General features: G+C 74.4%; 23 protein-coding genes and 2 pseudogenes. 18 read left to right on the forward strand and 7 right to left on the reverse strand.

The genetic code is table 11. From position 1 onward, the window contains the following. Positions 1 to 47 precede the first annotated feature (47 nt). Together B1H29_RS08440 and B1H29_RS08445 are read right to left on the reverse strand one after the other, a co-directional pair. Positions 48 to 521 carry an indole-3-glycerol phosphate synthase gene (locus B1H29_RS08440; RefSeq protein WP_199832382.1) on the reverse strand — a complete coding sequence of 158 codons (474 nt, stop codon included), beginning with the start codon at positions 519 to 521 and terminating at the stop codon, positions 48 to 50. A 156-nt stretch (positions 522 to 677) separates the two neighbouring features. Continuing rightward, the gene (locus B1H29_RS08445) at positions 678 to 1,472 is read right to left on the reverse strand and encodes a pyrimidine reductase family protein (protein ID WP_055419651.1); all 795 of its coding nucleotides are present in this window, start codon (positions 1,470 to 1,472) and stop codon (positions 678 to 680) included. A 381-nt stretch (positions 1,473 to 1,853) separates the two neighbouring features. Here B1H29_RS08445 and zapE point away from each other — a divergent pair, with 381 nt between their 5' ends. The 9 genes from zapE to B1H29_RS08490 all read left to right on the forward strand — a co-directional run bounded on the left by zapE (position 1,854) and on the right by B1H29_RS08490 (position 10,936). Continuing rightward, on the forward strand, positions 1,854 to 2,972 hold the full coding sequence (gene zapE, locus B1H29_RS08450; RefSeq protein WP_055419652.1) for a cell division protein ZapE: 1,119 nt from the start codon (positions 1,854 to 1,856) through the stop codon (positions 2,970 to 2,972). A gap of 207 nt (positions 2,973 to 3,179) precedes the next feature. Further along, a complete protein-coding gene (locus B1H29_RS08455; RefSeq protein WP_055419653.1) occupies positions 3,180 to 3,581 on the forward strand; it encodes a hypothetical protein in 402 nt (133 codons plus the stop codon). 75 nt (positions 3,582 to 3,656) lie between these two features. After that, on the forward strand, positions 3,657 to 4,238 hold the full coding sequence (locus tag B1H29_RS08460; RefSeq protein WP_055419654.1) for a carbonic anhydrase: 582 nt from the start codon (positions 3,657 to 3,659) through the stop codon (positions 4,236 to 4,238). Between the two features lie 8 nt (positions 4,239 to 4,246). Then, positions 4,247 to 5,737 carry a SulP family inorganic anion transporter gene (locus B1H29_RS08465; RefSeq protein WP_055419970.1) on the forward strand — a complete coding sequence of 497 codons (1,491 nt, stop codon included), beginning with the start codon at positions 4,247 to 4,249 and terminating at the stop codon, positions 5,735 to 5,737. A gap of 105 nt (positions 5,738 to 5,842) precedes the next feature. After that, positions 5,843 to 6,643 (forward strand): slipin family protein, encoded by an 801-nt coding sequence (locus B1H29_RS08470; protein WP_055419655.1) that lies wholly within the window; start codon positions 5,843 to 5,845, stop codon positions 6,641 to 6,643. An 88-nt stretch (positions 6,644 to 6,731) separates the two neighbouring features. Then, positions 6,732 to 8,123: a PhoX family protein gene (locus B1H29_RS08475; protein WP_055419656.1), complete on the forward strand. Its 1,392-nt coding sequence runs from the start codon at positions 6,732 to 6,734 to the stop codon at positions 8,121 to 8,123. 107 nt (positions 8,124 to 8,230) lie between these two features. After that, positions 8,231 to 9,766: an FAD-dependent oxidoreductase gene (locus B1H29_RS08480; protein ID WP_055419657.1), complete on the forward strand. Its 1,536-nt coding sequence runs from the start codon at positions 8,231 to 8,233 to the stop codon at positions 9,764 to 9,766. Positions 9,767 to 9,862: 96 nt separating this feature from the next. Then, positions 9,863 to 10,720, forward strand: a complete 858-nt coding sequence (locus tag B1H29_RS08485) for a polysaccharide deacetylase family protein (RefSeq protein WP_055419658.1) — start codon at positions 9,863 to 9,865, stop codon at positions 10,718 to 10,720. Positions 10,721 to 10,738: 18 nt separating this feature from the next. After that, positions 10,739 to 10,936, forward strand: a complete 198-nt coding sequence (locus B1H29_RS08490) for a hypothetical protein (protein ID WP_055419659.1) — start codon at positions 10,739 to 10,741, stop codon at positions 10,934 to 10,936. Here B1H29_RS08490 and B1H29_RS08495 read toward each other — a convergent pair. Next, positions 10,928 to 11,599 carry a hypothetical protein gene (locus B1H29_RS08495; protein WP_055419660.1) on the reverse strand — a complete coding sequence of 224 codons (672 nt, stop codon included), beginning with the start codon at positions 11,597 to 11,599 and terminating at the stop codon, positions 10,928 to 10,930. The genes B1H29_RS08490 and B1H29_RS08495 overlap by 9 nt on opposite strands. Further along, a complete protein-coding gene (locus tag B1H29_RS08500) occupies positions 11,596 to 12,450 on the reverse strand; it encodes an ABC transporter ATP-binding protein (RefSeq protein ID WP_055419661.1) in 855 nt (284 codons plus the stop codon). Before B1H29_RS08500 ends, B1H29_RS08495 begins: the two co-directional genes overlap by 4 nt. A gap of 44 nt (positions 12,451 to 12,494) precedes the next feature. Here B1H29_RS08500 and B1H29_RS08505 point away from each other — a divergent pair, with 44 nt between their 5' ends. The 5 genes from B1H29_RS08505 (at position 12,495) to B1H29_RS08525 (ending at position 18,010) form a co-directional block, all read left to right on the forward strand. Beyond that, positions 12,495 to 13,214 carry a peptidyl-tRNA hydrolase gene (locus B1H29_RS08505; protein WP_055419971.1) on the forward strand — a complete coding sequence of 240 codons (720 nt, stop codon included), beginning with the start codon at positions 12,495 to 12,497 and terminating at the stop codon, positions 13,212 to 13,214. A gap of 126 nt (positions 13,215 to 13,340) precedes the next feature. After that, entirely contained in the window at positions 13,341 to 13,913 is a 573-nt protein-coding gene (locus tag B1H29_RS08510) for a GNAT family N-acetyltransferase (RefSeq protein ID WP_055419662.1), read from the forward strand. 121 nt (positions 13,914 to 14,034) lie between these two features. Continuing rightward, complete coding sequence (locus B1H29_RS08515) at positions 14,035 to 15,384, forward strand: DUF692 domain-containing protein (RefSeq protein ID WP_079160095.1); 1,350 nt, start codon at positions 14,035 to 14,037, stop codon at positions 15,382 to 15,384. Positions 15,385 to 15,501: 117 nt separating this feature from the next. Beyond that, positions 15,502 to 16,296 (forward strand): TIGR04222 domain-containing membrane protein, encoded by a 795-nt coding sequence (locus B1H29_RS08520; RefSeq protein ID WP_055419664.1) that lies wholly within the window; start codon positions 15,502 to 15,504, stop codon positions 16,294 to 16,296. A gap of 112 nt (positions 16,297 to 16,408) precedes the next feature. Then, a complete protein-coding gene (locus B1H29_RS08525) occupies positions 16,409 to 18,010 on the forward strand; it encodes an alpha/beta hydrolase (RefSeq protein ID WP_055419665.1) in 1,602 nt (533 codons plus the stop codon). On the opposite strand, the gene hemQ is transcribed toward B1H29_RS08525, so the two are convergent. After that, a complete protein-coding gene (gene hemQ, locus B1H29_RS08530; protein ID WP_055419666.1) occupies positions 18,011 to 18,739 on the reverse strand; it encodes a hydrogen peroxide-dependent heme synthase in 729 nt (242 codons plus the stop codon). A gap of 4 nt (positions 18,740 to 18,743) precedes the next feature. Then, the gene (gene hemG / locus B1H29_RS08535; protein WP_055419667.1) at positions 18,744 to 20,222 is read right to left on the reverse strand and encodes a protoporphyrinogen oxidase; all 1,479 of its coding nucleotides are present in this window, start codon (positions 20,220 to 20,222) and stop codon (positions 18,744 to 18,746) included. Positions 20,223 to 20,403: 181 nt separating this feature from the next. On the opposite strand from hemG, the gene B1H29_RS08540 reads away from it, so the two are divergent. The 3 genes and pseudogenes from B1H29_RS08540 to B1H29_RS40170 all read left to right on the forward strand — a co-directional run bounded on the left by B1H29_RS08540 (position 20,404) and on the right by B1H29_RS40170 (position 22,935). Further along, entirely contained in the window at positions 20,404 to 21,456 is a 1,053-nt protein-coding gene (locus B1H29_RS08540; protein WP_055419668.1) for a DUF4349 domain-containing protein, read from the forward strand. Between the two features lie 147 nt (positions 21,457 to 21,603). Next, positions 21,604 to 22,407, forward strand: a pseudogene (locus B1H29_RS40165) (NAD(P)/FAD-dependent oxidoreductase); the annotation flags it as partial. Positions 22,408 to 22,548: 141 nt separating this feature from the next. Then, the gene (locus B1H29_RS40170) at positions 22,549 to 22,935 is read left to right on the forward strand and encodes a hypothetical protein (RefSeq protein WP_409350920.1); all 387 of its coding nucleotides are present in this window, start codon (positions 22,549 to 22,551) and stop codon (positions 22,933 to 22,935) included. 21 nt (positions 22,936 to 22,956) lie between these two features. Here B1H29_RS40170 and B1H29_RS08550 read toward each other — a convergent pair whose 3' ends face one another. Then, entirely contained in the window at positions 22,957 to 23,319 is a 363-nt protein-coding gene (locus tag B1H29_RS08550) for a hypothetical protein (RefSeq protein ID WP_055419669.1), read from the reverse strand. Positions 23,320 to 23,426: 107 nt separating this feature from the next. On the opposite strand from B1H29_RS08550, the pseudogene B1H29_RS08555 reads away from it, so the two are divergent. Further along, positions 23,427 to 23,977 (forward strand): annotated as a pseudogene (locus tag B1H29_RS08555) (rhomboid family intramembrane serine protease); the annotation flags it as partial. Between the last annotated feature and the right edge of the window lie 21 nt (positions 23,978 to 23,998).

Genomic DNA, 23,998 nt, shown 5'->3' on the forward strand with positions numbered 1-23,998 from the left:
GGTGATCTGCCGGTGGCGCGCCCCCGGCGCGGGAGCGCGGCCCCAGCCTATGCCTTGCTGTGGGAGAACAGTTTCAGGACCGGTACGCCGACCTTGTGCCGGGCCCGCGAGGCCCAGTCCCGGTGGAAGAACTCCTCCACGTAGTGCGGGTCGGTCAGGACGATCACCTCGTCGGCCCCGATCTCCAGGACCAGGGACTTGAGCTCGTCGAGGGGGTGGTCCTCGATCAGCCGGCCCTCGGCCTCGGCCCCGGACGCGCGCAGCGCGGTGAGGGACACCTCCAGGGCCCGCTGCCCGACGCTCTGCGCCTCCCGGCCCTCGGGCGTCTCCCCCTCGCGCACGGCGTCGTCGAGCTCACCGAGAGCGACGTCGTCGATGGCTCTCAGTAGCCGGTCCGCCTGATCGCCGCGCGGCTGGAGCAGCACGTGGAAGGCGACCGGCTCCTCCCCGTGCAAGGTGGTGACGAACTCCACGTCGGCGGACGTCAGGGCCTTCTCGATCATCAAAACGCTTGTGAACACTCAGGCGCCCCTTCTCCTTCGAGGGCTCGTACGGCCCACCCTCCGTAGGCCGTACCGGACCCTGCGGAAACCATCCTGCCCCGTGATCGCACGGGTACTGCCGGATTCAGTGTGCCCGGCCCGGACTAAGCGGAACGGCAGATTCCGTCGATTTCCTCAGTCCCGGCGGTACCGGCCGAAGAGAAAACCCTCCTCCTCCAGCAGGGACGCCAGCGCGAACCGCCGCGGGACCTCGACCGAGGGGCCGCCCGCGATGCGCTGCGCGTCGCCCGCGGTGAGCATCGGCGAGACGGTCAGGCACAGCTCGTCGAGCACGCCGGCCGTGACGAACTGCCCCAGCAGCCGGGGGCCGCCCTCGGTCAGCAGCCGGGTGTGCCCGAGGGCGACGAGCGCGTCGACGGCGCGGGCGGGGTCCACGCCGACGCCGTCACCGGCGATCACCACGCGGGCGCCGGCCTTCTCGGCGGCCGCCATCCGGTCCGGGGCCGCGGCCGCACCGGTGAGGACCAGGGTGGGCACCAGCGGCGAGGTGAACAGCGGCAGCGAGAAGTCCAGCTCCAGGCTCGCGCTGACCACCGCGATCGCCGGCGCGGGGCGCTGCCCGGCCGCCCGCCGCAGCTCCGCGAACTCGGCACGCGAGCGGGCGGGGCGGTACCCCTCCTGGCGTACGGTCTCGGCGCCCGCGACCACCACGTCCGCCAGGGCGCGCAGGGTGCCGAAGACACGCATGTCGGCGGCGCTGGAGATGGGCTGGGACCGGCCGTCGTGCTGAGCGGCGCCGTCGAGGGTGGAGACCATGTTCGCCCGCAGCCACGCCCCCGAACCCCCGGCCGGCTCGGGGTAGGCGTAGGCGGCGGCCAGCTCGGCGAGGCTCCACTCCCGGTCGGCCCCGTCGGAGCCCGGGCCGGCTGTCTGATCGGTCACAGGTGTCACGGGGAACAGGCGTCGCATGCCGTGCAGTGTTCCACGCACCCGGAAACCGAACCGCGCGGCCGCCCCGCCCGCGGGGCCCCGCCGGCCGCCCGTGCCCGCGGGCCGCGGGCAGCCGTGCCTCCCCCGGGGCGTGAAGGGCCCGGTAGGTACCCCGAGGCGTGGCACGGGTGGGCGCCGGGGGCGCCGCTGGGGGCGCCCCTTCCGCGGGAGGCACCCCGCGACTCCGGGCCGCACGCCCACCCACACGCGGGCACTCACGCCGGGCGACCGGCGACCGCAACGGCACACCGGCCCACCCCGCCCCCGGCCCGCGCCGGTACCGGGCGGCCGCGCCGCACCGGCCCGGGCGCGCCCCCGGCCACGACGGGCGTCCCCCGACAGGCCCTACCATGGACCCCCGTGTCGTCCTCCTCCCCCGCCCCCACCCCCGCCGGCCGCCCCCCGATAGCCGGGACGGCGCCCGCCCCGCTGTCCCTGTGCGCCCGCGAGCCCCGCGTTCCCGCGGACCGCCTGGTCGCCGAGATGGTGCCCCCGCCCCGCTTCGACTCGGCCCGTTTCAGCACGTACATCCCGGATCCGGACCAGCCCAGCCAGAGCGAGGCCGTACGGGTCCTGGAGGACTTCGCGACCGGGCTGGACGGGACCCCCGCCGCCACCGGCAGGCGCGGCTTCTTCGGCCTCGGCCGGAGCAAGGCCCCGAAGACCCCCGCCGGCCCCCGCGGCGTCTACCTCGACGGCGGCTACGGCGTCGGCAAGACCCACCTGCTGGCCTCGCTGTGGCACGCCACCCCCGCCGAACCCTCCCGCAAGGCGTTCGGCACCTTCGTGGAGCTGACCAACCTCGTCGGCGCCCTCGGCTTCCAGCAGACCGTGCGGACCCTGTCCGGGCACCGCCTCCTGTGCATCGACGAGTTCGAGCTCGACGACCCCGGCGACACCGTCCTCGTCTCCAGCCTGCTCGCCCGGCTCGTCGAGGCGGGTGTGGCGCTCGCCGCCACCTCCAACACGCTGCCCGGCAAGCTGGGCGAGGGCCGCTTCGCGGCGGCCGACTTCCTGCGCGAGATCCAGGGCCTGTCCGCCCACTTCCGCGCCCTGCGCATCGACGGCGAGGACTACCGCCACCGCGGCCTGCCCGAGGCACCGGCGCCGTACTCCGACGAGCAGGTGACCCGCGCGGCGCAGGCCGCCGAGGGTGCCTCCCTGGACGACTTCCCCGCGCTCCTCGACCACCTCGCCCGCGTCCACCCCAGCCGCTACGGCGCGCTGACCGACGGCGTGGCGGCGGTGTGCCTCACCGGGGTGCGCCCGGTGCCGGACCAGTCGACGGCGCTCCGCCTCGTGGTGCTCGCGGACCGGCTCTACGACCGCGAGGTGCCCGTCCTGGCCTCCGGCCTGCCCTTCGACCGGCTGTTCAGCGAGGAGATGCTGAAGGGCGGGTACCGCAAGAAGTACTTCCGGGCGATCTCCCGGCTCACCGCACTGGCCCGGGACGCGGCGCGCCTCGTCGACACGCCCTGAGAACGGCCGGAGCAGTCCGTTCCCGCCAACTCACCCGCGAATTTCAGGCTCTCTTCAGCTCGTAACGCTACGTTAACCCTGCAAAGCTCTTTGCAGGGTTAACGTGTTTCTTGACCGCGCGTTGACCCTGCGTTGGTGACGTATTGACCTTGCGTCGGCCGTGCGCCGACACACGCCGCGGGCGTGAACTGCCTGGAGGGGGGCGGTATGTCACGAGGCACGACGGCCCGGTCCGTGATCGCGCTCCTCGCCGCCGTCCTGATCGCCCTGGTGGTCTTCGCACCCGGCACACCCTTCGCATCCGCGCATACGAGCCGTGATGCCGTGGCCAACGCCCATCCCGGAACCACCCTCTCCGGAACGGCGCCGCACGACGAGACCGTCACCTGCCACGACGCCGGCCGGTCCGGGAACCCGAACAGTTCCCCGCGTGTCCGCGACCGGCACCGCACCACCGCCACACCCCAGCCCGACGCCGCCGAACGCCCGTTCCTGCGGGAGCGCGGCCCGGTGGTGCCCGAAACCGCCCTGTCCGGGCGTGCGACCGGGCACCGGCCGAGACCGGCGCCGGACCACTCTCCCGCGGCGCTGCAGGTCTTCCGCTGCTGAGGGCCCGGCCCCCCCCCCACCTCTGTCCTGCCCATCCGACGCGCCCCCATCGCGCGCCAGGAGGAAACACCCATCATGCAGCCCCTCATCGACAACGCCCGCACGTTCGGACAGCGCCCTGAGGAGTTCGCCGGGCTCGCCGAAGGCCAGTCGCCCGAAGTCCTGTTCATCACCTGCTCCGACTCCCGGGTCGTACCGGCCCTGATCACGGGCGCCCGGCCCGGTCAGCTCTTCGAGCTGCGCACCGCGGGCAACATCGTCCCGCCCCACGGCGCCGAGCACCCCTCCGGCGAGGCCGCCACCATCGAGTACGCCGTCGAGGTCCTCGGCGTCACCGACCTCGTGGTCTGCGGTCACTCGCACTGCGGCGCCGTCGGCGCGCTGGTGCGCGGCGACGACCTGACCGCCGTACCCGCCGTGCGCGACTGGCTGACGACCGCCGCGGACGAGCCGAAGCCGTGCGACCCCGCCGACCCGACGGTCGCCGAGGCCGTACAGCACCACGTCCTGGCCCAACTGCTGCGGCTGCGCTCCTACCCCTGTGTCGAGCGGCGGCTGGCGGACGGCCGACTGCGGATGCACGGCTGGTACTACGAGGTCCACACCGGGGTCGTACGCGAACACCGCACGGACACCGACACGTTCGAGACCCTGTGAGCGCCGGCATGAACGCCATAACCGAGAACTCCCGGAAGTTCCCCCACCTGCGGCAGGACTTCACCGCCTCGCTCGTCGTGTTCCTGGTCGCCCTCCCGCTGTGCGTGGGCGTCGCCGTCGCCTCCGGTGTCCCGGCCGAACTCGGCCTCGTCACCGGCATCGTGGGCGGCCTCGTCACCGGCCTGCTGCCGGGCAGCAGCCTGCAGGTGTCCGGTCCCGCCGCCGGCCTGACCGTGCTGGTCTTCGGCGCGGTCGACGCGTACGGGCTGCCCGCGCTCGGCGTGATCGTGCTGGCCGCCGGTCTGATCCAGCTCGCGATGGGCGCCCTGAAGCTGGGGCGCTGGTTCCGGGCGATCTCCCTGTCGGTCGTCGAGGGCATGCTGGCCGGCATCGGCCTCGTGCTCATCGCCGGCCAGCTCTACTCGGCGGCCGGGCTGGAGGCGCCCGCCTCCGGCCTCGACAAGCTCACCGGGCTGCCCGGTGCCGCGGCCGACGCGCTGGGCAGCACCGAGGCGCTCACCTCGCTCGCCCTCGGCGCGGGCACCATCGCGGTGATGGTGCTGTGGAAGCGGCTGCCGCAGCGGGCGCGGACCGTGCCGGGCGCGCTGGCCGCGGTCGGACTGGCCACGGCGGTCACGGCGGCGTTCGGCCTGTCGGTCGCGACGGTCGAGGTGAACGGCCTGCTGGACTCGATCCAGCCGCCCGGCGCCGACGCCTTCGGCGAGCTGGCGAGCGTGGGCATCCTCGGCACGATCGTCGCCTTCACCCTGATCGCCTCGGCGGAGAGCCTGTTCAGCGCCGCCGCGGTGGACCGGCTGCACAACGGCCCGCGCACCGAGTACAACAAGGAGCTGATGGCGCAGGGCGCGGGCAACACCGTGTGCGGCATGCTCGGCGCGCTGCCGATGACCGCGGTCATCGTGCGCAGTTCCGCCAACGTCGGCGCCGGGGCGCGGACCAAGGCGTCCCGGGTGCTGCACGGCGTGTGGCTGCTGCTGTTCGCCGCGCTGCTGCCGTCCACGCTGGCGCTGATCCCGCTGCCCGCACTGGCCGGCATCCTGGTCCACGCGGGCTGGAAGCTGATCCCGTTCCGCGGCATCGTGTCGCTGTGGCGGGGCCACCGGGGCGAGGCGCTGATCCTGGTGGTCACGGCCGTGTCGATCGTCGCGGTGAACATGTTCGAGGGCGTGCTGATCGGTCTGGCCCTGTCCGTGGCCAAGACCGCCTGGGAGGCCTCGCACCTCAAGCTGGAGGTGGTCGACAAGGGCGCCGGTCCCATCCAGGCGCACCTGTCGGGCAACGCGACCTTCCTGCGGCTGCCGAAGATCCTGGAGAGCCTGGAGGCGCTGCCGCAGGACCGCCCGGTCGAGCTGGACCTGTCCGGGCTGCACCACCTGGACCACGCCTGCCGCACCGCGCTGGAGAACTGGGCCGAGCGGCACAGCGCCACCGGCACGGACCCGGTGAAGGTCACCGAACCGGCGACGGCGGCGGTGTAGTCCCGTCGATAACCGGAGGTCCGGTCCGAGGCATGGCCTCGGACCGGACCTCCGGCATATCGTGACAGGAGTAGGCGAAACGATCCTCAGGGCGAGGAGGTCGCCATGCTCCAGGAGCTGCTGACCGCGGCTGCCGCCGCCGGAAGCGCCGGGGTGCTGTACGTCGCATCGGCGGCGCGGATCGTCAAGCAGTACGAGCGCGGGGTCGTCCTCCGGCTCGGCAGGCTCGCCGGTGAGGTGCGGCAACCCGGCTTCACCATGATCGTTCCGGTGGTGGACCGTCTGCACAAGGTCAACATGCAGATCGTGACGATGCCGGTGCCCGCCCAGGAAGGCATCACGCGGGACAACGTGACCGTCCGCGTGGACGCGGTCGTCTACTTCAAGGTGGTCGACGCCGCCTACGCGCTCATCCGCGTCGAGGACTACAAGTTCGCCGTGTCCCAGATGGCGCAGACATCGCTGCGGTCCATCATCGGCAAGAGCGACCTGGACGACCTGCTGTCCAACCGGGAGAAGCTGAACCAGGGCCTGGAGCTGATGATCGACAGCCCCGCCATCGGCTGGGGCGTGCAGATAGACCGCGTCGAGATCAAGGACGTGTCGCTGCCCGAGACCATGAAGCGCTCGATGGCCCGGCAGGCCGAGGCGGACCGCGAGCGGCGCGCCCGGGTGATCAACGCCGACGCCGAGCGCCAGGCCTCCAAGGTGCTCGCCGAGGCCGCGCGGGAGATGTCGGAGACGCCGGCCGCGCTGCAACTGCGGCTGCTGCAGACGGTGGTGGCGGTGGCCGCGGAGAAGAACTCGACGCTGGTACTGCCCTTCCCGGTGGAGCTGCTGCGGTTCCTGGAGAATCCGCAGAGGGTGCCGCCGGACCGGACCCTGGAGCGGCCGACCGACATGTGACGCGTGTAGCGCGTGTGGTTCCCGGGAAACGTGCCAGGTGATAGACACAGCGGGTCGCAATCCTGTCCGCCAGCAGGAAGGTCACCCCATGTCCGCAACCCGACGCCAGGTACTCGCCCGCACGGGAGCCCTGGGCGCAGGCATCGCGTTCACCGGAGCCCTCTCCGAACTCTTCGCCGGCACCGCCGCCGCGCAGCCCCTGGGCCACACCGGCTACGGCCCGCTGATCCCCGACCCCGACGGCCTGCTCGACCTGCCCAGAGGATTCCGCTACCGGGTCCTGTCCCGCGAGGGCGACGAGCTGCGCTCCGGTGAGGGCCCGGTCCCGTCCAACCACGACGGCATGGCGGCCTTCGCCGCGCGTTCCCGGGACCGCCACGGGGGCCGCCACGGCGGCGTCCACCTCGTGCGCAACCACGAGAACCGTGCCAACGGCAAGATCCCCGTCCCCACGGTGAAGGGCCTGACCTACGACCCGGAGGGCAAGGGCGGCTGTACGGCCCTGACCCTGGACTCCCGCAACCACGTCCAGGACGAGCGGGTCGCGATCGCCGGTACGGCGGTGAACTGCGCGGGCGGTCCCACCCCGTGGCACACCTGGCTGACCTGCGAGGAGACCGAGGACAAGGCGGGCACCAACGGCTACACCAAGGACCACGGCTTCATCTTCGAGGTCGACCCGGCCGACCCGCACCGCACCGGCGCGGTGCCGCTGACCGCGATGGGCCGCTTCCAGCACGAGGCGATCGCCGTGGACCCGCGGCGGGGCGTGGTGTACGAGACCGAGGACGCGTTCGAGCGGCCGTTCGGCCTCTTCTACCGCTTCCTGCCCGAGAAGCCGCTGGGCGGGACCGGCTCGCTGCGGGCGGGCGGCCGGCTCCAGGCGATGCGCGTGCCGGGTGTGCCCGACCTGTCCTCGATCCAGGAGACGGGCGCCTGCTTCGACGGCGTCGAGTGGGTGGACGTGCCCGACCCGCTGGCGGTGGAGACACCCATCCGCTTCCAGGACTTCGGCCGGGGCGGCGCCACCCACGCACAGAAGCTGGAGGGCTGCTACTGGGGCGGGCGGAGCGTCTACTTCGTGTCGTCCTTCGCCCGCAGCGCGGAGGGCTCGGCGGGCGACCACTACGGGCAGATCTGGCGCTACGACCCCGAGCGGCGCCGGCTGACCCTGGTGATCGTGTTCGGCCCGGACACCGACGTGCAGCTCCCCGGCGAGTCCCCCGACAACATCTGCCTGGCCCCCAGCGGCGGCCTGATGGTCTGCGAGGACGGCAACGGCGCCCAGCACGTCTACGGCGTGACCAGGCGCGGCGAGGTGTACGCGATGGCCCGCGGCGCCCAGAACATCGGGACGCCTCAGGAACCGGAGTGGGGTGAGTTCGCCGGGGTCACCTTCTCCCCCGACGGCGACACGATGTACGTCAACTGCTACACGCCCGGGACGACGTTCGCCGTGACGGGACCCTGGCGCAGGTAGCGGGGGCCGCCCCGGCGGCGGGCACACCTGCCGGGGCGGGCACACCCGCCCGCGGCGCGCGCACCGCCCGGTCACTGAAGCCGCGACTACGGGGTACTCGGGGCCGCATGACGGAGAACCCGCAGGTCAACGGCTCGTACTGGCTTCAGACGGCACCGGGCGGTGCGCCGCGCCCCGCCCTCGCGGAAGACCTCGACGTCGATGTCGCCGTGATCGGCGCCGGCGTCGCCGGTCTCAGCACGGCCTGGGAACTGGCGCGGGCCGGGCGCAGCGTGGCGGTGCTGGAGGCCGGGCGGGTCGCCGCCGGCGTCACCGGCCACACCAGCGCCAAGCTGACCGCCCAGCACACCCTGGTCTACGACAAGCTGCGCCGCACCCGCGGCCCCGAGGGCGCCCGCCTGTACGCCCGCTCGCAGTCCGAGGCGATCGAGCACGCCGCCCGGGTCGTGGCCGAGCTGGGCATCGACTGCGACTGGGAGACCCGCAGCGCGTACACGTACGTCTGCGACCCGGGCCGCGTGGACGAGCTGCGGGCCGAGGCGGCCGCCGCGAAGGAGGCGGGGCTGCCGGCGTCGTTCGTGACGGAGACGGGGCTGCCGTTCCCGGTCGCGGGCGCGGTGCGGGTCACCGGGCAGGCCCAGTTCCACCCGCGCAAGTATCTCCTGGCCCTCGCCGACGATCTGGAGGCGCACGGCGGGCGGATCTTCGAGGACACCACCGTGCACGGCCTGGACGAGGGTGAGCCGTGCCGGGTGGCGACCGGGACGGGAGCGACGGTGACCGCCCGGGACGTCGTGGTCGCCACGCACTACCCGATCTTCGACCGTGCGCTGCTCTTCACCCGCCTCTCCCCGCGCCGGGAACTGGTCGTCGCCGGGAGCGTCGAGGCGGACCGCGACGTCGACGGCATGTACATCACGCCGGACGAGAACACACGCTCGGTCCGTACGGCGCCCCTGGAGGACGGGGGCGACGGCGCGGGCCGCCGGCTCCTGGTCGTCACCGGGGAGCACTTCACCCCCGGCACGGGCGACACCCGGGAGCGCTTCGACCGCCTGTCCGCCTGGGCCCGCGAGCACTTCCCCGGCGTCGACCTCACGTACGCCTGGGCCACCCAGGACATCGACCCGACCGACACCGTGCCGATGGTGGGACCGCTGCACCCGGGCGCGCACCACACCTACGTCGCCACCGGCTTCGGCGGCTGGGGACTGAGCGGCGGCATGATGGCGGGCCGACTGCTCACCGCGCAGATCACCGGCGAGGAGTGCGCGTGGAGCGAGCTGTACGACCCGCGCCGGCTGCGCACGGCGGTGCGCGAGGCGCCGGCGTTCCTCAAGACGCAGGCCGAGGTCGCGCGCCACTTCGTCGGCGACCGGCTGCGGCCCGTGCCGCCGGTGGACGCCCTGCCGCCGGGCGAGGGCGCCGTCGTGCGGGCGGGCGGCGACCGGCTCGCGGTCTACCGTGACGAGGCCGGCGCGCTGCACGCCGTCTCGCCGCGCTGCACCCACCTCGGCTGCCTGGTCGACTTCAACGCCGCCGAACGTGCCTGGGAGTGCCCCTGCCACGGCTCCCGGTTCGGCACGGACGGCAAGGTGATCGAGGGCCCGGCGACGAAGCCGCTGGAGCAGCGGGACATCTGACCCCGGCAGGCCCGTTCTGACCCGGGAGGGTGACCCCTCGGGCACGTCACTCCCCATAGTCGTACATACAGAACAACACACTCATACGTTCGTACGATGATCACTCTCGTACGACGCGCAACCGCCCTGTGCGCCCTGGGCGCCGCCCTCGCCGCCTGCGGGACCGCCGAGGCCCCGCAGGCCCCCCGGCCGGCCCCGGCCGCGCCCTCCGCGTCCCCGTCCGGGCAGGCCCCCTCCCGGCCGCCGACGCTCGCCCCCGGCCCCGCGGGTCTGACCCCCGTCTTCGAGCACGGTCCGCGCGCGGACGGCAGGACGGTCGCCCTCACCTTCGACGCCGACATGACCGCCGACCAGGGGCCTCGGGCGGCGGCGGGCGAACGGTTCGACAACCCGCGGCTGATCGCGACCCTGCGGAAGCTGAAGGTGCCGGCCACGGTGTTCATGACCGGGCGGTGGGCCGAGGAGTACCCGGACGAGGCCCGGTCCATCGGCCGGGACCCGCGGTTCGAGATCGCGAACCACTCCTACAGCCACTACGCCTACACCGACGACTGCTACGGCCTGCCGACCGTCTCCAGGGAGCGGATGCGCACGGACGTGGAGCGGGCGTACGCGGCGTTCGAGAAGGCCGGAGTACGCAACGCGATGCCGTACTTCCGCTTCCCCGGCGGCTGTTACGACAAGGCGGCCCTCAGGGAACTGACCGGCACCGGCGTCACCGCCGTGCAGTGGGACGTGGTGAGCGGGGACGCGTTCGCGACGGACGCGGAGGCGGTGGCCCGGCAGGTGCTGGACGGGGTGCGGCCGGGGTCGGTCGTCGTCATGCACTGCACCCGCAGCGCCGCCCCGGTGACCGAGGAGGTGGTACGGAAGGTCGTACCCGAGCTGCGCCGCCAGGGCTACCGCTTCGTGAAGGTCTCGGAGCTGATCGGCGCCGCGAACGGCCGCGCCTGACGGGCCTACCCTGGAGGGATGAGCAGCGACGAGGACACCGGTCCCGACGACTACTGTCTGATCGACGCGACCCGGCCGCCCAAGGCCGACGGCCCGCCGTATGCCGAGTGCGTGCTGTGCCGGGAGCCGACGGAGTATCCCGAGTCGTACAAGGGCATCACCTTCTGCCCGGTCTGCGAGTGGCAGGAGGCCCAGCGCACGGCCTGCTCAGGCTGATCTGCGCGAGCTGAGCGCACAGGCCGCGGCGGCCGCGGCCGCGGTGACCAGGGCGGCCACGGCCAGCGGGAACAGGGGCAGCGGCACGGTCCCCGACCGCGAGCCGGTGACCAGCCCGCCGACCGCCGCCCGTGCCGGGGACCCCGACGCCACCAGCGCGAGCAGGGCCGCCAGCAGCAGTGCCGGGACCGCGCGGCCGGGCGAGCACAGCAGCGGCCAGGCGGTGAGCGCGCCGACGGCGGTGCCGAGCAGGGCGCACACCAGCGCGGCGAGCAGTCCGGCACCGCCCGCCGCGAGCGGGGGCACGCGCGTGCCGTGGTCCGTGCTCACCGGGTCGCTGATCAGCGTCACGACGACGGTGGCCGCCGCACCCAGTACGACCGCGGCGCCGAGCGCCACCAGCAGACAGGCCAGGTGGGCACGCGCGGGTCCGCGCGCCGCGGCCACACATCCCCGGGCGGCGGGCGGCTCGCCGGTGACGCAGATCCGTACCAGCCAGGCCGCGACCGGCAGCAGCACGGCCGCCGCCCAGCCCAGGGAGTCGAGCACCGGCTGCCCGCCCTGTACGCCGATGCCGAGCGCGGCGGCGTACAGGATGACGGGCGGCAGCCAGCGTTGGGAGCGCAGCAGCAAGGCGGCCTGGTAGCGGAGCAGGGCGGTCATCGCGGGCCCTCCTGGGCGTGCACGCTCACCACGTGCCACGGCGGCCGGGCGGTCAGGAGCGTACGCAGCAGGACGTCGGAGTGCGAGGCGGGGACGGTGAGGGCGTAGCAGCCGGGGCGGCTCTCCTCGGCGGAGGCGGCGATCCGCACCGCGTCGGCGGGCAGGCCGCCGACGGGCGGACCCTGCACCCGCACCACGACGCGCGGTCCGGCCGAGACCCCGGCGACCTCGGTACGGCGGTGCAGGCCGCCGTCGCGCACGGTGTACGTGGCGTCGGGCGCGTCGGCCAGACGGCTCGGGTCGTGGTCGACGTAGACGACCGCACCGCCGGACGCGGTCCGTTCGGCTACCGCACGCTCCAACTCCGCCCGGGCGTCGGCGTCGAGCCCGGTCCACGCCTCGTCGAGCACGAGCAGCTCCGGTTCGGCGAGCAGGGCTTGCGCCACGGCCACCTTCTGGCTGCTGCCCTTGGACAGTTGGGCCAGCGGCGTGGCGGCGTGCCCGGCGGCCCCCAGCCGCTCCAGCCACTGCCCGGCCGCGCGGGCCGCCGCCCGGCGGGACAGCCCGTGCACGGTGCCGAGGTGGACGAGGTAGGCGGCGGCCGTGAAGGGCAGGGCGGGCGGGAAGCGTTCGGGGACGTAGGCCGTGCGGGGGCGGCCGGTGACCCGGCCCTCGGTGGGGGTGTCGATCCCGGCGAGCAGGCGCAGCAGGGTCGACTTGCCGGTGCCGTTGGCGCCCTCGACGCGGACGAGGGTGCCGGGGGTCACGCCCAGGTCGACGCCGCGCAGTACCCAGGGCCCGCGCAGACCGTACCGACGGCCGACGCCGTCCAGCCGCAGCTCTCGTCGCATGGGGCCATCCTCTCGTGCGCGCGGGACTTGGCAGACTGGTGGGCGTGAGCAACGATCCGACGACTCCCGTCCCCGACAGCCCCTTCCGCCCCGAGCCCGGCGACCGCGACCTCGCGCCGCAGTTCGTCCTGCCGCTCGTCGTACGCATCGAGCGGGCGGCGCCGCCGCCCCGTACCGACGCGCTGGAGACCGCGGCCCGGGCGGTGCTGGTGATGCTCGGCGACGAGCGGTCGGCCGGTGAGGGCGAGTGGGCACGGGCGGTGCGCGACTGGCAGGACGCGCGCATCCGGAAGGTGGTGCGGCGGGCGCGCGGCGCCGAGTGGCGGCGGGCCGAGGCGCTGCCCGGTATCACGGTCACCGGCAAGACGGCCGAGGTGCGGGTCTTCCCGCCGGTCCCGCTGGACGGCTGGCCCAAGGACCTGGCCCGCCTCCAGGTCTCCGGCACCGACCTCGACGACCCGGAGCCGCCGGTCGACGCCGATCTCTCCGCTCCGGTGCTCTGGATGAACCCGGACCTGGACATGTCGGCCGGCAAGGCGATGGCCCAGGCCGGACACGGCGCCCAGCTCGCGTGGTGGGAGCTGGACGACGAGGCCCGGTCCGGCTGGCGGGACGCGGGCTACCCGCTGGCGGTGCGCACCCCGGACCCGGCTCGCTGGCGCGCCCTCACGACGAGCGGCCTGCCGGTGGTCCGGGACGCCGGGTACACGGAGATCGCGCCGGGGTCGTGCACGGTGGTGGCGGATCACCCGGCGCTGCGGTAGAGGGCGGCCGACGCCGGGAGCGGGACCTTCCGCACCGCCCGGTGGCGGGCCGGGAGCGGGACCTTCCGCACCGCCCCCGGTGGCGGGCCGGGAGCGTCGCTCCGTGCGCCGTGCCATCGTGGTGCCATGACCATCGATGTCCGCCCGGCCTCGGTCTTCGCAGACGTCCGGGCGCTGCTCGGCCCGAAGTCCGAGCGGTCCAGCGTCTGCTGGTGCCTGAGCCACCGCCTCCCGGCCAAGGTCAACAACGCGTTGCGCGGCCCGGCCCGCGGCGCCTACGTCGAAGAGTTGTGCCGCTCGGGACCGCCTCCGGGCGTGCTCGCCCACGACGGTGACGAGCCGGTCGGCTGGGCCGCGGTGGCGCCGCGCGCGGACACCTCCTTCGCGCGCAACCGCAAGATCCCGCACGTGGACGACCTGCCGGTCTGGTCGCTGTGGTGCGTCCGGGTGCGCCCCGGGCACCGGAAGCAGGGGATCTCGCACTCCCTGATCGCCGGAGCGGTCGACTTCGCCCGCGCCCGGGGCGCACCGGCGATCGAGGCGTACCCGCTCGACAACGGGGCTGCCAGGGTCGACCTGACCATGGCCTACGCCGGGCTGCGGAAGAACTTCGAACGTGCCGGGTTCGTCCACGCCGCCGACACCGCCTCGGTGCTGGCCGGTCACCCGCGGGTGCTGATGCGGCTCGACCTGCGCTGACGGCCCGGCTCCGCCGCGAACCTCAAATGTTGCTCTGGACATGCCCTTTCCGGGGTTCGGGCCGGGCGCGGCGGGCGATACCCCCGACATGTTCGCAGGAGGGGGAGGGACCATGCGGCGAGTGGCGCGACTGGGAACCGGCATCGGATGGCGTCCGGAGATCGCGGACGTCGTCGAGCGGATGCCCGGCATCGACTGGGTCGAGGCCGTGGCCGAGAACCTCTGCCCCGGGCATCTGCCCGACTCGCTGCTGCGGCTGCGCGAGCGCGGGGTGACCGTCGTACCGCACGGCGTCTCGCTCGGGCTCGGCGGCGCCGAACGGCCGGACGCGGGACGGCTGGCGGCGCTGGCCGAGCGGGTGGAGGCGCTGGGGTCGCCGCTGGTGACCGAGCACATCGCGTTCGTCCGGGCGGGCGGGCCGCTGACCGCCTCCCCGCTCCTGGAGGCGGGGCACCTGCTGCCCGTGCCGCGTACCCGCGACGCCCTCGACGTGCTGTGCGAGAACGTGCGCGTCGCGCAGGACGCGCTGCCCGTGCCGCTCGCCGTGGAGAACATCGCCGCGCTCGTCTCCTGGCCGGACGAGGAGATGACGGAGGGGCAGTTCCTGTACGAGCTGGCCGACCGCACGGGCGTGCGACTGCTGATCGACGTGGCGAACCTGCACACCAACCACGTCAACCGCGGCGAGGATCCGGCCGAGGCCCTCGCCGAACTGCCCCTGGAGGCCATCGCCTACGTCCATGTCGCGGGCGGGTTCGAACGGGACGGCGTCTGGCACGACAGCCACGCCCACCCCGTTCCGCGGCCGGTGCTCGACATCCTGACCGACCTCGCCTCGCGGGTGATGCCGCCGGGCGTGCTGCTCGAGCGCGACGAGAACTTCCCCGAGGGGGACGAGCTGGCGGGGGAGGTGGAGGCGATCCGGGGCGCCATGGAGAAGGGACGGGCGGCGGGTACGGCGCGCGCCGCGGAGCAACGACGGGCGGCGGCTACGGCGCGCGCCGCGGACGGGGCGGTGGGGCCGCGCGCCGCGCGTGACGGGTCCGGCGCCGGTGACGCCGTACGGCAGCGGCTCGGCCTGGCGCAGGCCGCGCTGCTGTCCGCGCTGGTCGCCGGGACGCCCGTGCCCGAGGGGTTCGACCGGGTGCGGCTGGGGGTGCAGGCGCGGGCGCTGGCCGGGAAGCGGGCGGACGTGGTCGCCAGGGTCGCGCCCGAGCTGCCGGTCGTCCTCGGTGCGGGGTACCGGCCGGCCTTCCTCGCCTATGCCCAGCAGCGTCCGATGACGGGTGGCTACCGGCGGGACGCCCTCGACTTCGTCGAGCACCTGATGCGGAACGGCCGTCCGCGGGATGCCGATGTGCGGCACGAGTTGCGGGAGTGGTGGCTGGAGCGGTCGGGGCCACAGCCGCGGTCGGCGCGTCCCGGGGCACGGTGGGCCCGCGCCACCAGGCGTGTTCTGCTGCGCCGCTGAACCGATCACGGCCTCGTCGGGACATCGACAAACGGAACGTCACATACCCACAACACTGCGTCCCGAAATGTGAACAGGGCATGGCGCCGGCGAAAGCCTTTGGCATAGAAGTACGGCATGTTCTGGGTCCTCCTGCTCCTGTCGGCCTGGGCCGTCGCCGGCCTGGCGTGCCTGCGGCTGTGCCTGGCCGCCGTGCGCGCGGCCGCCGTCGCCCCGCACGCCGCCGGCCGTGAGCATGCGCTGACCCTGTACGAGGCGGCGTTCCTGTCCGGCGGCCCCCGACGGGTCGCCGACCTGACGCTGGTCTCCATGGCACGCCAGCGCCGGCTGCTGCTCGCGCACACCGGCTGGGCGACCGTGGTCGACCCGTGCGGGCGGGACGAGATGGAGCGGTCGGTCATAGGGGCGATAGGGCCCGGGGGACAGTCCCGGATAGCGCCGGTACGGGCCGCCGCGGCGACCGCGGACGCGGTGCGGGCCCTCGCCGAACGGCTGGTCGGCGCGGGCCTCGCCGTGCCGGACGGCGCCCGCGGCGTCGCCGCCGGGGTCCGACGGGTACGGGTCGCGGCCGTGGCCGTGTGCGCGCTGGGCGGCGCCGCCCTGGCCCTGCCGCTGCCGGCGGACCAGCCGCGCCCGCTGATCGCCCTGTGGTTCGCGCTGCCGCTCACCCTGACCCTGGGGTGCCTCGCCATCACGCGGATGGAGGCGCACCCGTACTCGCACTGGGCCTCCCCCGCCGGGCAGCGGCTGATCGGTGCCCTCGTCCGGCACGCCGACGGCTCGGCGGACGACCGCACCTACCTCACGTCGGTCGCCGTCCGGGGCGTCCACGCGATCGGCGAACCCGACCTGCGCGCGGCCTTCGCCCACCGCGAGGAGTTCGCCGAGGACTTCTGGGAGCGCCGGGCCTGACGCGCCTGGGGCGTACGGAGGCACTCGGCGCCGACACGCGGGCGGTGCTTGCCCCGCCCGGTCGCCGCACCAAATATCCCTTGTGTCACACCGTGCACCGAAGGGATACGCGATGCGAGCTGCCGCCCTCTACTCGGCCGCCGGGTCCTTGCTGCTGACCACCCTCGCGGCCGCCCCGGCGGAGGCTGTCGCGGGGACGCCGTCCGGGAGCGCCGAGGCACGCGGCACCGCCGTGGCCGCGCAGCGCGCCGCGGCGGCGGGCGTCGAGTTCGGCAGGTGTCCGGAAGCGGAGGACCTGCCGGGCGGCATGCGCTGCGGCACGGTCGCCGTGCCCCTGGACTACGCGCGCCCCGACGGGAAGCAGCTCCGGCTCACCGTCAGCCGGATGCGGGCCACACACAAGGATCCGGACAACGGCGAGCGCAACGTGCCCGGGCAGGGCGCGCTGCTCTACAACCCGGGCGGACCGGGTACCTCGGGGCTGTACTTCCCGCTGGTCGGCATGGTGCCCGAGTGGAAGCGGATCGCGGCGGCGTACGACCTCGTCGGGTACGCCCCGCGCGGGGTCGCGCCCTCCGCGCCGCTGTCCTGCCAGGAGCCCGGGGAGTTCTTCAAGGGGCCCCGGCCGGCGCCGACGCGGCCCTCGGACGCGTACAAGAAGCAGCGCGCCGCCGAGGCCGGGGCGTACGCGCGCGGCTGCGCCGAACGTGCCGGGGACGCGCTTCGGCACTACCACTCCCTCAACAACGCCCGTGACCTGGAGGTCGTGCGGGCGGCGTTGCGCGAGGAGCGGCTGACGTTCATGGGGGTGTCGTACGGGACCTACCTCGGGGCGCTGTACGCCGAGCTGTTCCCCACGCACGTGCGGCGGATGGTGTTCGACTCGGTGGTGAACCCGGAGCCCGAGCGGGTTGGGTACCGCAACAACCTCGGGCAGTCGGAGGCGTTCGAGGACCGCTGGTCGGACTTCAAGGAGTGGATCGCCGAGCACGACTCCGGGTACGGGCTCGGGGACACGCCGAGGGAGGTGCAGGACAGCTACGAGGAGGCGAGCGCGCGGCTCGCGGCAAAGCCCGCGGGCGGGACGGTGGGCCCCGCGCAGTTGCAGGGGGCGTTCCTGCGGGCCGGGTACTACGACGACTTCTGGCCGCACCGTGCCGAGGCGCTGTCGGCGTACCTGAAGGGGGACCCGCAACCGCTCATCGACCAGGCGGGGACACGGACCGAGGAGGGCGCGGTCGGGGCGGAGAACTCCAACGCCGTGTACACGGCCGTCGGGTGCAACGACGCGCCCTGGCCGACCGACTTCGAGGTCTGGGACCGGGACAACACGCGGCTGGCGCGCCGGGCGCCGTTCGAGACGTGGGACAACGTCTGGACGAACCTGCCGTGCGCCTACTGGCGGGCGCCCCGGCAGACCCCCCTCGACGTGCGCACCGGGCCGGGCGAACTGCCGCCGACGCTGATCCTGGCCGCCGAGCGGGACGCGGCCACTCCGTACGACGGCGCCCTGGAGCTGCGCCGGCGGCTGTCGGGCTCGGTGCTGGTGACCGAGCGGGACGCGGGTACGCACGGCGTCGCCGGCGGTCCGAACGCCTGCGTCAACGGCCACCTGGAGGCGTACCTGCTGGACGGCCGCCTCCCGGCGCGGGACGCGTCGTGCGCCCCGCGCCCGGAGCCGGAGCCGAGAAGGGCCGCGACGCCGAAGGCCTGATCAGGCGAGCCCGGCCACCAGCTCCGCGAGGTCCTTGCGGCGCCCCGTGTAGAAGGGGACCTCTTCGCGGACGTGCATCCGGGCCTCGGAGGCGCGCAGGTGGCGCATGAGGTCGACGATGCGGTACAGCTCGTCGGCCTCGAAGGCGAGGATCCACTCGTAGTCGCCGAGGGAGAACGAGGCGACCGTGTTGGCGCGCACGTCCGGGTAGCCGCGGGCCATCTTGCCGTGGTCGGCGAGCATGCGGCGGCGGTCCTCGTCGGGCAGCAGGTACCAGTCGTAGGAGCGCACGAACGGGTAGACGCTGATGTAGTCGCGCGGCGTCTCGTCGGCCAGGAAGGCCGGGATGTGCGCGCGGTTGAACTCGGCGGGGCGGTGCAGCGCCATGTTCGACCAGACCGGCTCCAGCGCGCGGCCGAGCTTCGTGCGGCGGAAGAGGTTGTACGCCTCCTGGAGCTGGTCGGCGGTCTCGGCGTGCCACCAGATCATGAGGTCGGCGTCGGCGCGCAGACCGGACACGTCGTAGGTGCCGCGGATCGTCACGTCCTTGGCGGCGAGCTGGTCGAACAGCTCCTGGACCTCGTCGGCGTAGCCCGCGCGGTCCTCGGGCAGCACGTCCTTGAGCTTGAAGACGGACCAGAGGGTGTAGCGGATGACCTCGTTGAGGTCCTTGGCCAGCTTGCCCTTGTTGGGGATCCGGTCGGCGGGGGTGGAGGCGTCGTCACTCATGGCCCTATTCTCCCGCTCCGCCGTGCAGGCTCTGCACCGGGTGGTCGGTGAGCTCCCGCACCCCGCGCAGGTCACCCTGGAGCTGGTCCACGGCCGCGTACGCGCTCGCGATGCTCGCCGGGACGCCCACGCCGTCGTAGGCGGCGCCGCACAGGGCCAGGCCCGGGAGCTTCGCGACGTGTTCGCGGACGCGGGCCACGCGCGCGTGGTGGCCGACGGGGTACTGGGGCAGGCCGTCCTGCCAGCGGGTGACGCGGGTGGCGACGGGCTCGGCGGTGAGCCCAGTGGCCTCCCCCAGATCGTGCCGGGAGACGGCGACGAGGCCCGCGTCGTCGCGGCCGAGGATCTCCGACTCGCCGTACCGTCCGACGGAGGTGCGCAGGACGACCAGGTCCGGGTCCTCGTCGGCGATCCAGCCCCACTTGCGGGAGGCGAAGGTGGCCGCCTTGATGGTGCGCCCGTCGACGGGCGGCACCAGGAAGCCGCTGCCCTCGGGGAGCGCGGCGGCGTCGCAGCGGCGGTAGGCGAGGGAGATCAGGGCCATGGAGGCGTACTCCACCCCGGCCAGCTCGGCCGCGGCGGCGGGAGCCTCGGCGCGCAGCAGCTCGGCGGCGGGGCGGGCGGGGACGGCGACGACCACCGCTCCCGCGTGCAGCTCCCGGTCGCCGGCGACGATCCGCCAGCCGTCCGGGGCGGTGCGGCGCAGCTCCGTGACCGGAGCGTCGGTGATGACCGTGCCGCCTCGCGCGCGCACCGACTCCGCGACCGCGGGCGGGAGGGTGCCGACGCCGCCCTCGATGCCCATGAACACCGGGCCGCTGGGCGGGGAGGTGGCCGTCCGGCCCTGGAGGGCACGCACCGCTTCGGTGAGCGAGGCGTGGGTGCGGGCGGCCTCGAAGAGCTGGGGAACGGCCGAGCGCAGGGAGATGCGGTAGGCGTCACCGGCGTAGACGCCGCCCAGCAGTGGTTCGACGAGGCGGTCGACGACCTCGCGGCCGAGGCGGGCCGCCACGTACTCCCCCACCGCCACGTCGTCGCCGACCTCGGTGCGGGGCAGTTCGGCGTCGCGTTCGATGCGGGCGAGGCCCTCCTCGGAGAGGACGCCGGTCAGGGCGGCGGCGGTGCCGGGGACGCCCATGACGTGGCCCTTGGGCATGGGGCGCAGGGCGCCGCGGGTCCACAGGGAAGCCGACGCGGTGGACGGCGGCTGGAGACGGTCGGCGAGACCGACCTCGCGGGCGAGGCCCACGGCCTCGGGGCGGCGGGCCAGCATCGACTCGGCGCCGAGGTCGACGCGTACTCCGGCGATCTCGCCGGCCAGCAGCTTGCCGCCGACGCGGTCGGAGGCCTCCAGCACGGTCACCCGTGCGCCGCGCTCCAGCAGCCGGTGGGCGGCGGCCAGTCCGGCGATTCCGGCTCCGATGACGACGACATGCCCCGTGTCCGCGGGAATCTCGCCCGCGGGGCTCTCACTTGCGCACATGCCCCCAGCGTCTCAGACCGCACCGACAGCGCCGCGGGGCCGGGCGGTCCCCGCGCGCCCGCCGTGTCCCGCGCTTCCGCGAGTCCGGACCGTGACCTCTTCGAAACCGTTCCGCGCCAACGTCCGCGCCCCTCCCCGCGTCGAAGGAGCGTCAGTCGTCACGACCCTCGGGGGTACCGCCATGCACGCACGGCCCGCAGCACCACGACCGGCAGCACGCCCGGCACTCCGTTCCGCGCCGCCCGCCCGCGCCCTGGCCGGTCTGCTGCTGGCCGCGGTCCTCGCCCTCACCGGCTGCACCGGGTCCGGCGCCGGCTCCGACTCGGCCGGCAGCGCGGCGAAGGAGGCCGCGCCCCCGGGGGAAGCGCGCGCGACCGCACGGGCCGAGGACGGGGCCGGTGCCGCGGGCGGCGACGCCGACGGCGCGAAGGCGACGGCGCCGCCGCGACTCGCCCCGACGCACATCATCCGCACCGCCTCCCTGACCGTGCGGGTCGAGGACGCCCCGAAGGCCCTCGAAGCGGCCCGGACCGCCACCGAGAACGCCGGCGGCTACGTCGGCGACGAGACCACCACCCGGGACGGGGAGGGCCACGAACGGACCGAGGTCGTCCTGCGCGTGCCCGTGGAGCGCTACGAGGAGGTGCTCGGCGAACTGGAGGGCGCCGGGAAGCTCCTCGAACGCAACGCCAAGGCCGAGGACGTCACCGACCAGGTCGTGGACGTGGAGAGCCGGGTCAAGTCGCAGCGCGCCAGCGTGGCCCGCGTGCGCGAGCTGATGGACCGGGCGACGCAACTGAGCGACGTGGTGACGCTTGAGGGCGAGCTGAGCACCCGTCAGGCGGAGCTGGAGGCGCTGCTCGCCCGGCAGGCGGCCCTGAAGGACCGCACGAGCCTGGCCACCATCACCCTCTCCCTGTCCGAGACGCCGCAGGAACGGGCGGAGAAGGACGACGCCCCCGGGTTCACGGACGCGCTGGCCGGCGGCTGGGACGCCTTCGTGACGATGCTGCGCTGGGTGGCGGTGGCGTTCGGCGCGGCGCTGCCGTTCGCCGCGGTGGCGGCGCTGCTGGTGCTGCTGTGGCTGCGGGTGGTGCGGCCCCGGCTGCCGCGCCGCCCGGCACCGGTGCCGGCTTCGCCCACGGCGGCCGCGTCCGCCACGTCGGCCCCGCTGCCGACGGCCCGCCCGGCGCCCGGGGCCGCGGGCCGCGAGGAGCCCGGCGGGCGGGACTGAAATGCCCCGCCCCCGTAGCGTGTTCGCATGAGCATGAGCGCTGCGAGCGGGACGAGCGGTACCGGCGGGACAGGCGGTACCAGCGGTACGGGCGGGAGCGGACGGGCCGGAGAGCGACTGGTCGTGGTCGGCGGTGATGCCGCGGGGATGTCCGCGGCATCACAGGCACGGCGGTTGAAGGGCCCGGACGAGCTGGAGATCGTGGCGTTCGAACGGGGCCACTTCAGCTCGTTCTCGGCGTGCGGCATCCCGTACTGGATCGGCGGTGACGTGACCGGCCGGGACCAGTTGATCGCCCGGACGCCCGAGGAGCACCGCGCGCGCGGCATCGATCTGCGGATGCGCACCGAGGTCACCGAGATCGACGTCGCCGCCGGCCGGGTACGCGCGCGCGACGTCGATTCGGGGGCTGAGTCCTGGACGTCGTACGACAAACTCGTGATCGGGACCGGCGCCCGTCCGGTCCGCCCGGAGCTGCCGGGCATCGACGCGCCCGGCGTGCACGGGGTGCAGACACTGGACGACGGGCAGGCTCTGCTCGACACGCTGGCCCGCACACGTGGCCGCCGCGCGGTGGTCGTCGGCGCCGGGTACATCGGCGTGGAGATGGCCGAGGCGCTCATCAACCGCGGCTACGAGGTGACGGTCGTCAACCGCGGCCGGGAGCCGATGTCCACCCTCGACCCCGACATGGGCCGCATGGTGCACGAGGCCCTGGAGTGTCTCGGCATCACCATGGTGAACGACGCCGAGGTCACCAAGGTGCTCACCGGCGACGACGGCCGGGTGCGCGCGGTGGCCACCGAGGACACCGAGTTCCCGGCGGACGTGGTGGTGCTCGGCATCGGCGTACGCCCCGAGACCGCGCTCGCCAAGGCCGCGGGGCTGCCGCTCGGCGCCTACGGCGGGCTGCTGACCGATATGGCCATGCGGGTGCGCGGACACGAGAACATCTGGGCGGGCGGCGACTGTGTGGAGGTGCTCGACCTGGTCTCCGGGCAGGAGCGGCACATCCCGCTCGGCACCCACGCCAACAAGCACGGGCAGGTCATCGGCACCAACGCGGGCGGCGGGTACGCCACCTTCCCGGGCGTGGTCGGCACGGCGGTCAGCAAGGTCTGCGACCTGGAGATCGCGCGTACCGGACTGCGCGAGAAGGACGCGCTGCGGGCGGGGCTGCGGTTCGTGACGGTGACCGTCGAGTCCACCAGTCGCGCCGGCTACTACCCGGGTGCCTCCCCCATGACGGTGAAGATGCTCGCCGAGCGGCGCACCGGACGGCTGCTCGGCGTCCAGATCGTCGGCCGCGAGGGCGCGGGCAAGCGGGTCGACATCGCCGCGGTCGCCCTCACGGCCGGTATGACGGTGGAGCGGATGACGGCCCTGGACCTGGGCTACGCGCCGCCCTTCTCACCGGTGTGGGACCCCGTGCTGGTGGCCGCGCGCAAGGCGGCGCGGGCGGTGGAGCGGCAGGCCTGAGCGGGCCCGCCGCGCCGCCCGCTACGCCGTCCCGTTGATCCGGTCGATGGCCTGCCGCGCCTGCTCGGCCGGGGGCCGCGACGGCAGGGACGACACCGGCGCCGGGGTCGTCACGCGTGCCGGGGCGGCCGCCGGCCCCGGGGCGCTCACCGCGGGCGGCTGCTCACCCGCCGGTTTGGCGTGCGCCGCGCCCCGCGCGGAGCGCAGCCGGTGGCTCACCGCCTCGTCCAGTGTCACCGGCCGCTGCGTCTGCGCGGCCAGCCGCCCGGCCTCCTGACCGAGCCGGGCGACGTCCTCCCACGGCAGACGAAGCACGAGGGCGACCTCGGCCTCGCCGTCGGGCAGGGCGTGTATCGCCGGAGCCGGTGTGACCCGTTCGTTCATCGCCTGTTCCTCACGTCGTCCCCGCGCCCCGCCTTCCCCGGGCCGCGGGCGGTTGACAGGACATACGCGGACTCGGACGCGGGCGTTCAAAGACGTACCGATTCACCGTCCGGCCGCCGGACTACGGCAAGTTGCCCGCGCCGAGCGTCCTGACGGCGATGTTCCTGCACGGCGGCCGGCTCCACCTGCTGGGCAACACGCTCTTCCCGTGGATCTCCGGCACAACGTCGAGGACCGGCTGGGCCGTGTGCGCCACCTGCTGTTCCACGGCGTCTGCGGCTACGCGGCGACCTACGGTTCCGCCCTCCTCGACGCCGGCTCGGGTGCCCCGCTGATCGGCGCGTCGGGCGCGATCGCCGGGGTCCTCGGCGCCTGTCCCGTGCTGTACCCGAAGGCCCGCGTCCGGCTCCTCGTCCCCTTCCCCGTCTTCCTGCCGCTGCGCCTGCCGGCCCGGATCGTGCCGGGCTTCTGGTTCGGGCTCCAGGCGGTCCACTCGTCCGGCGGGGCCGTCCCCGACGCGGGCACCGTGGCGTACGTGGCCCATGTGGTCGGCTTCGTCGTCGGCGTGCTGATCGCCCGGCCGCTGCGGCGCGGCACCCCGCCCCCGCCACAGCCGCGCGGGCCGCTGCTCGACAGGCGGGCCCGGCCAGGGTGGTGAACGGCCGTCGGCGGTGCCGCG

Source organism: Streptomyces pactum, assembly GCF_002005225.1.
Lineage (GTDB): Bacteria > Actinomycetota > Actinomycetes > Streptomycetales > Streptomycetaceae > Streptomyces > Streptomyces pactum_A.

What these genes read in the sequence shown, in the direction of transcription:
- hemG (WP_055419667.1), bottom strand. Translation starts at nt 20,222, where the DNA reads ATGTGCGCAAGTGAGAGCCCCGCGGGCGAGATTCCCGCGGACACGGGG.
- B1H29_RS08485 (WP_055419658.1), top strand. Translation starts at nt 9,863, where the DNA reads ATGATCACTCTCGTACGACGCGCAACCGCCCTGTGCGCCCTGGGCGCC.
- B1H29_RS08495 (WP_055419660.1), bottom strand. Translation starts at nt 11,599, where the DNA reads ATGACCGCCCTGCTCCGCTACCAGGCCGCCTTGCTGCTGCGCTCCCAA.
- B1H29_RS08490 (WP_055419659.1), top strand. Translation starts at nt 10,739, where the DNA reads ATGAGCAGCGACGAGGACACCGGTCCCGACGACTACTGTCTGATCGAC.
- B1H29_RS08465 (WP_055419970.1), top strand. Translation starts at nt 4,247, where the DNA reads ATGAACGCCATAACCGAGAACTCCCGGAAGTTCCCCCACCTGCGGCAG.
- B1H29_RS08455 (WP_055419653.1), top strand. Translation starts at nt 3,180, where the DNA reads ATGTCACGAGGCACGACGGCCCGGTCCGTGATCGCGCTCCTCGCCGCC.
- B1H29_RS08470 (WP_055419655.1), top strand. Translation starts at nt 5,843, where the DNA reads ATGCTCCAGGAGCTGCTGACCGCGGCTGCCGCCGCCGGAAGCGCCGGG.
- B1H29_RS08460 (WP_055419654.1), top strand. Translation starts at nt 3,657, where the DNA reads ATGCAGCCCCTCATCGACAACGCCCGCACGTTCGGACAGCGCCCTGAG.
- B1H29_RS08520 (WP_055419664.1), top strand. Translation starts at nt 15,502, where the DNA reads ATGTTCTGGGTCCTCCTGCTCCTGTCGGCCTGGGCCGTCGCCGGCCTG.
- B1H29_RS08475 (WP_055419656.1), top strand. Translation starts at nt 6,732, where the DNA reads ATGTCCGCAACCCGACGCCAGGTACTCGCCCGCACGGGAGCCCTGGGC.
- B1H29_RS08550 (WP_055419669.1), bottom strand. Translation starts at nt 23,319, where the DNA reads ATGAACGAACGGGTCACACCGGCTCCGGCGATACACGCCCTGCCCGAC.
- B1H29_RS08445 (WP_055419651.1), bottom strand. Translation starts at nt 1,472, where the DNA reads ATGCGACGCCTGTTCCCCGTGACACCTGTGACCGATCAGACAGCCGGC.
- B1H29_RS08480 (WP_055419657.1), top strand. Translation starts at nt 8,231, where the DNA reads ATGACGGAGAACCCGCAGGTCAACGGCTCGTACTGGCTTCAGACGGCA.
- hemQ (WP_055419666.1), bottom strand. Translation starts at nt 18,739, where the DNA reads ATGAGTGACGACGCCTCCACCCCCGCCGACCGGATCCCCAACAAGGGC.
- B1H29_RS08540 (WP_055419668.1), top strand. Translation starts at nt 20,404, where the DNA reads ATGCACGCACGGCCCGCAGCACCACGACCGGCAGCACGCCCGGCACTC.
- B1H29_RS08510 (WP_055419662.1), top strand. Translation starts at nt 13,341, where the DNA reads ATGACCATCGATGTCCGCCCGGCCTCGGTCTTCGCAGACGTCCGGGCG.
- B1H29_RS08500 (WP_055419661.1), bottom strand. Translation starts at nt 12,450, where the DNA reads ATGCGACGAGAGCTGCGGCTGGACGGCGTCGGCCGTCGGTACGGTCTG.
- B1H29_RS08525 (WP_055419665.1), top strand. Translation starts at nt 16,409, where the DNA reads ATGCGAGCTGCCGCCCTCTACTCGGCCGCCGGGTCCTTGCTGCTGACC.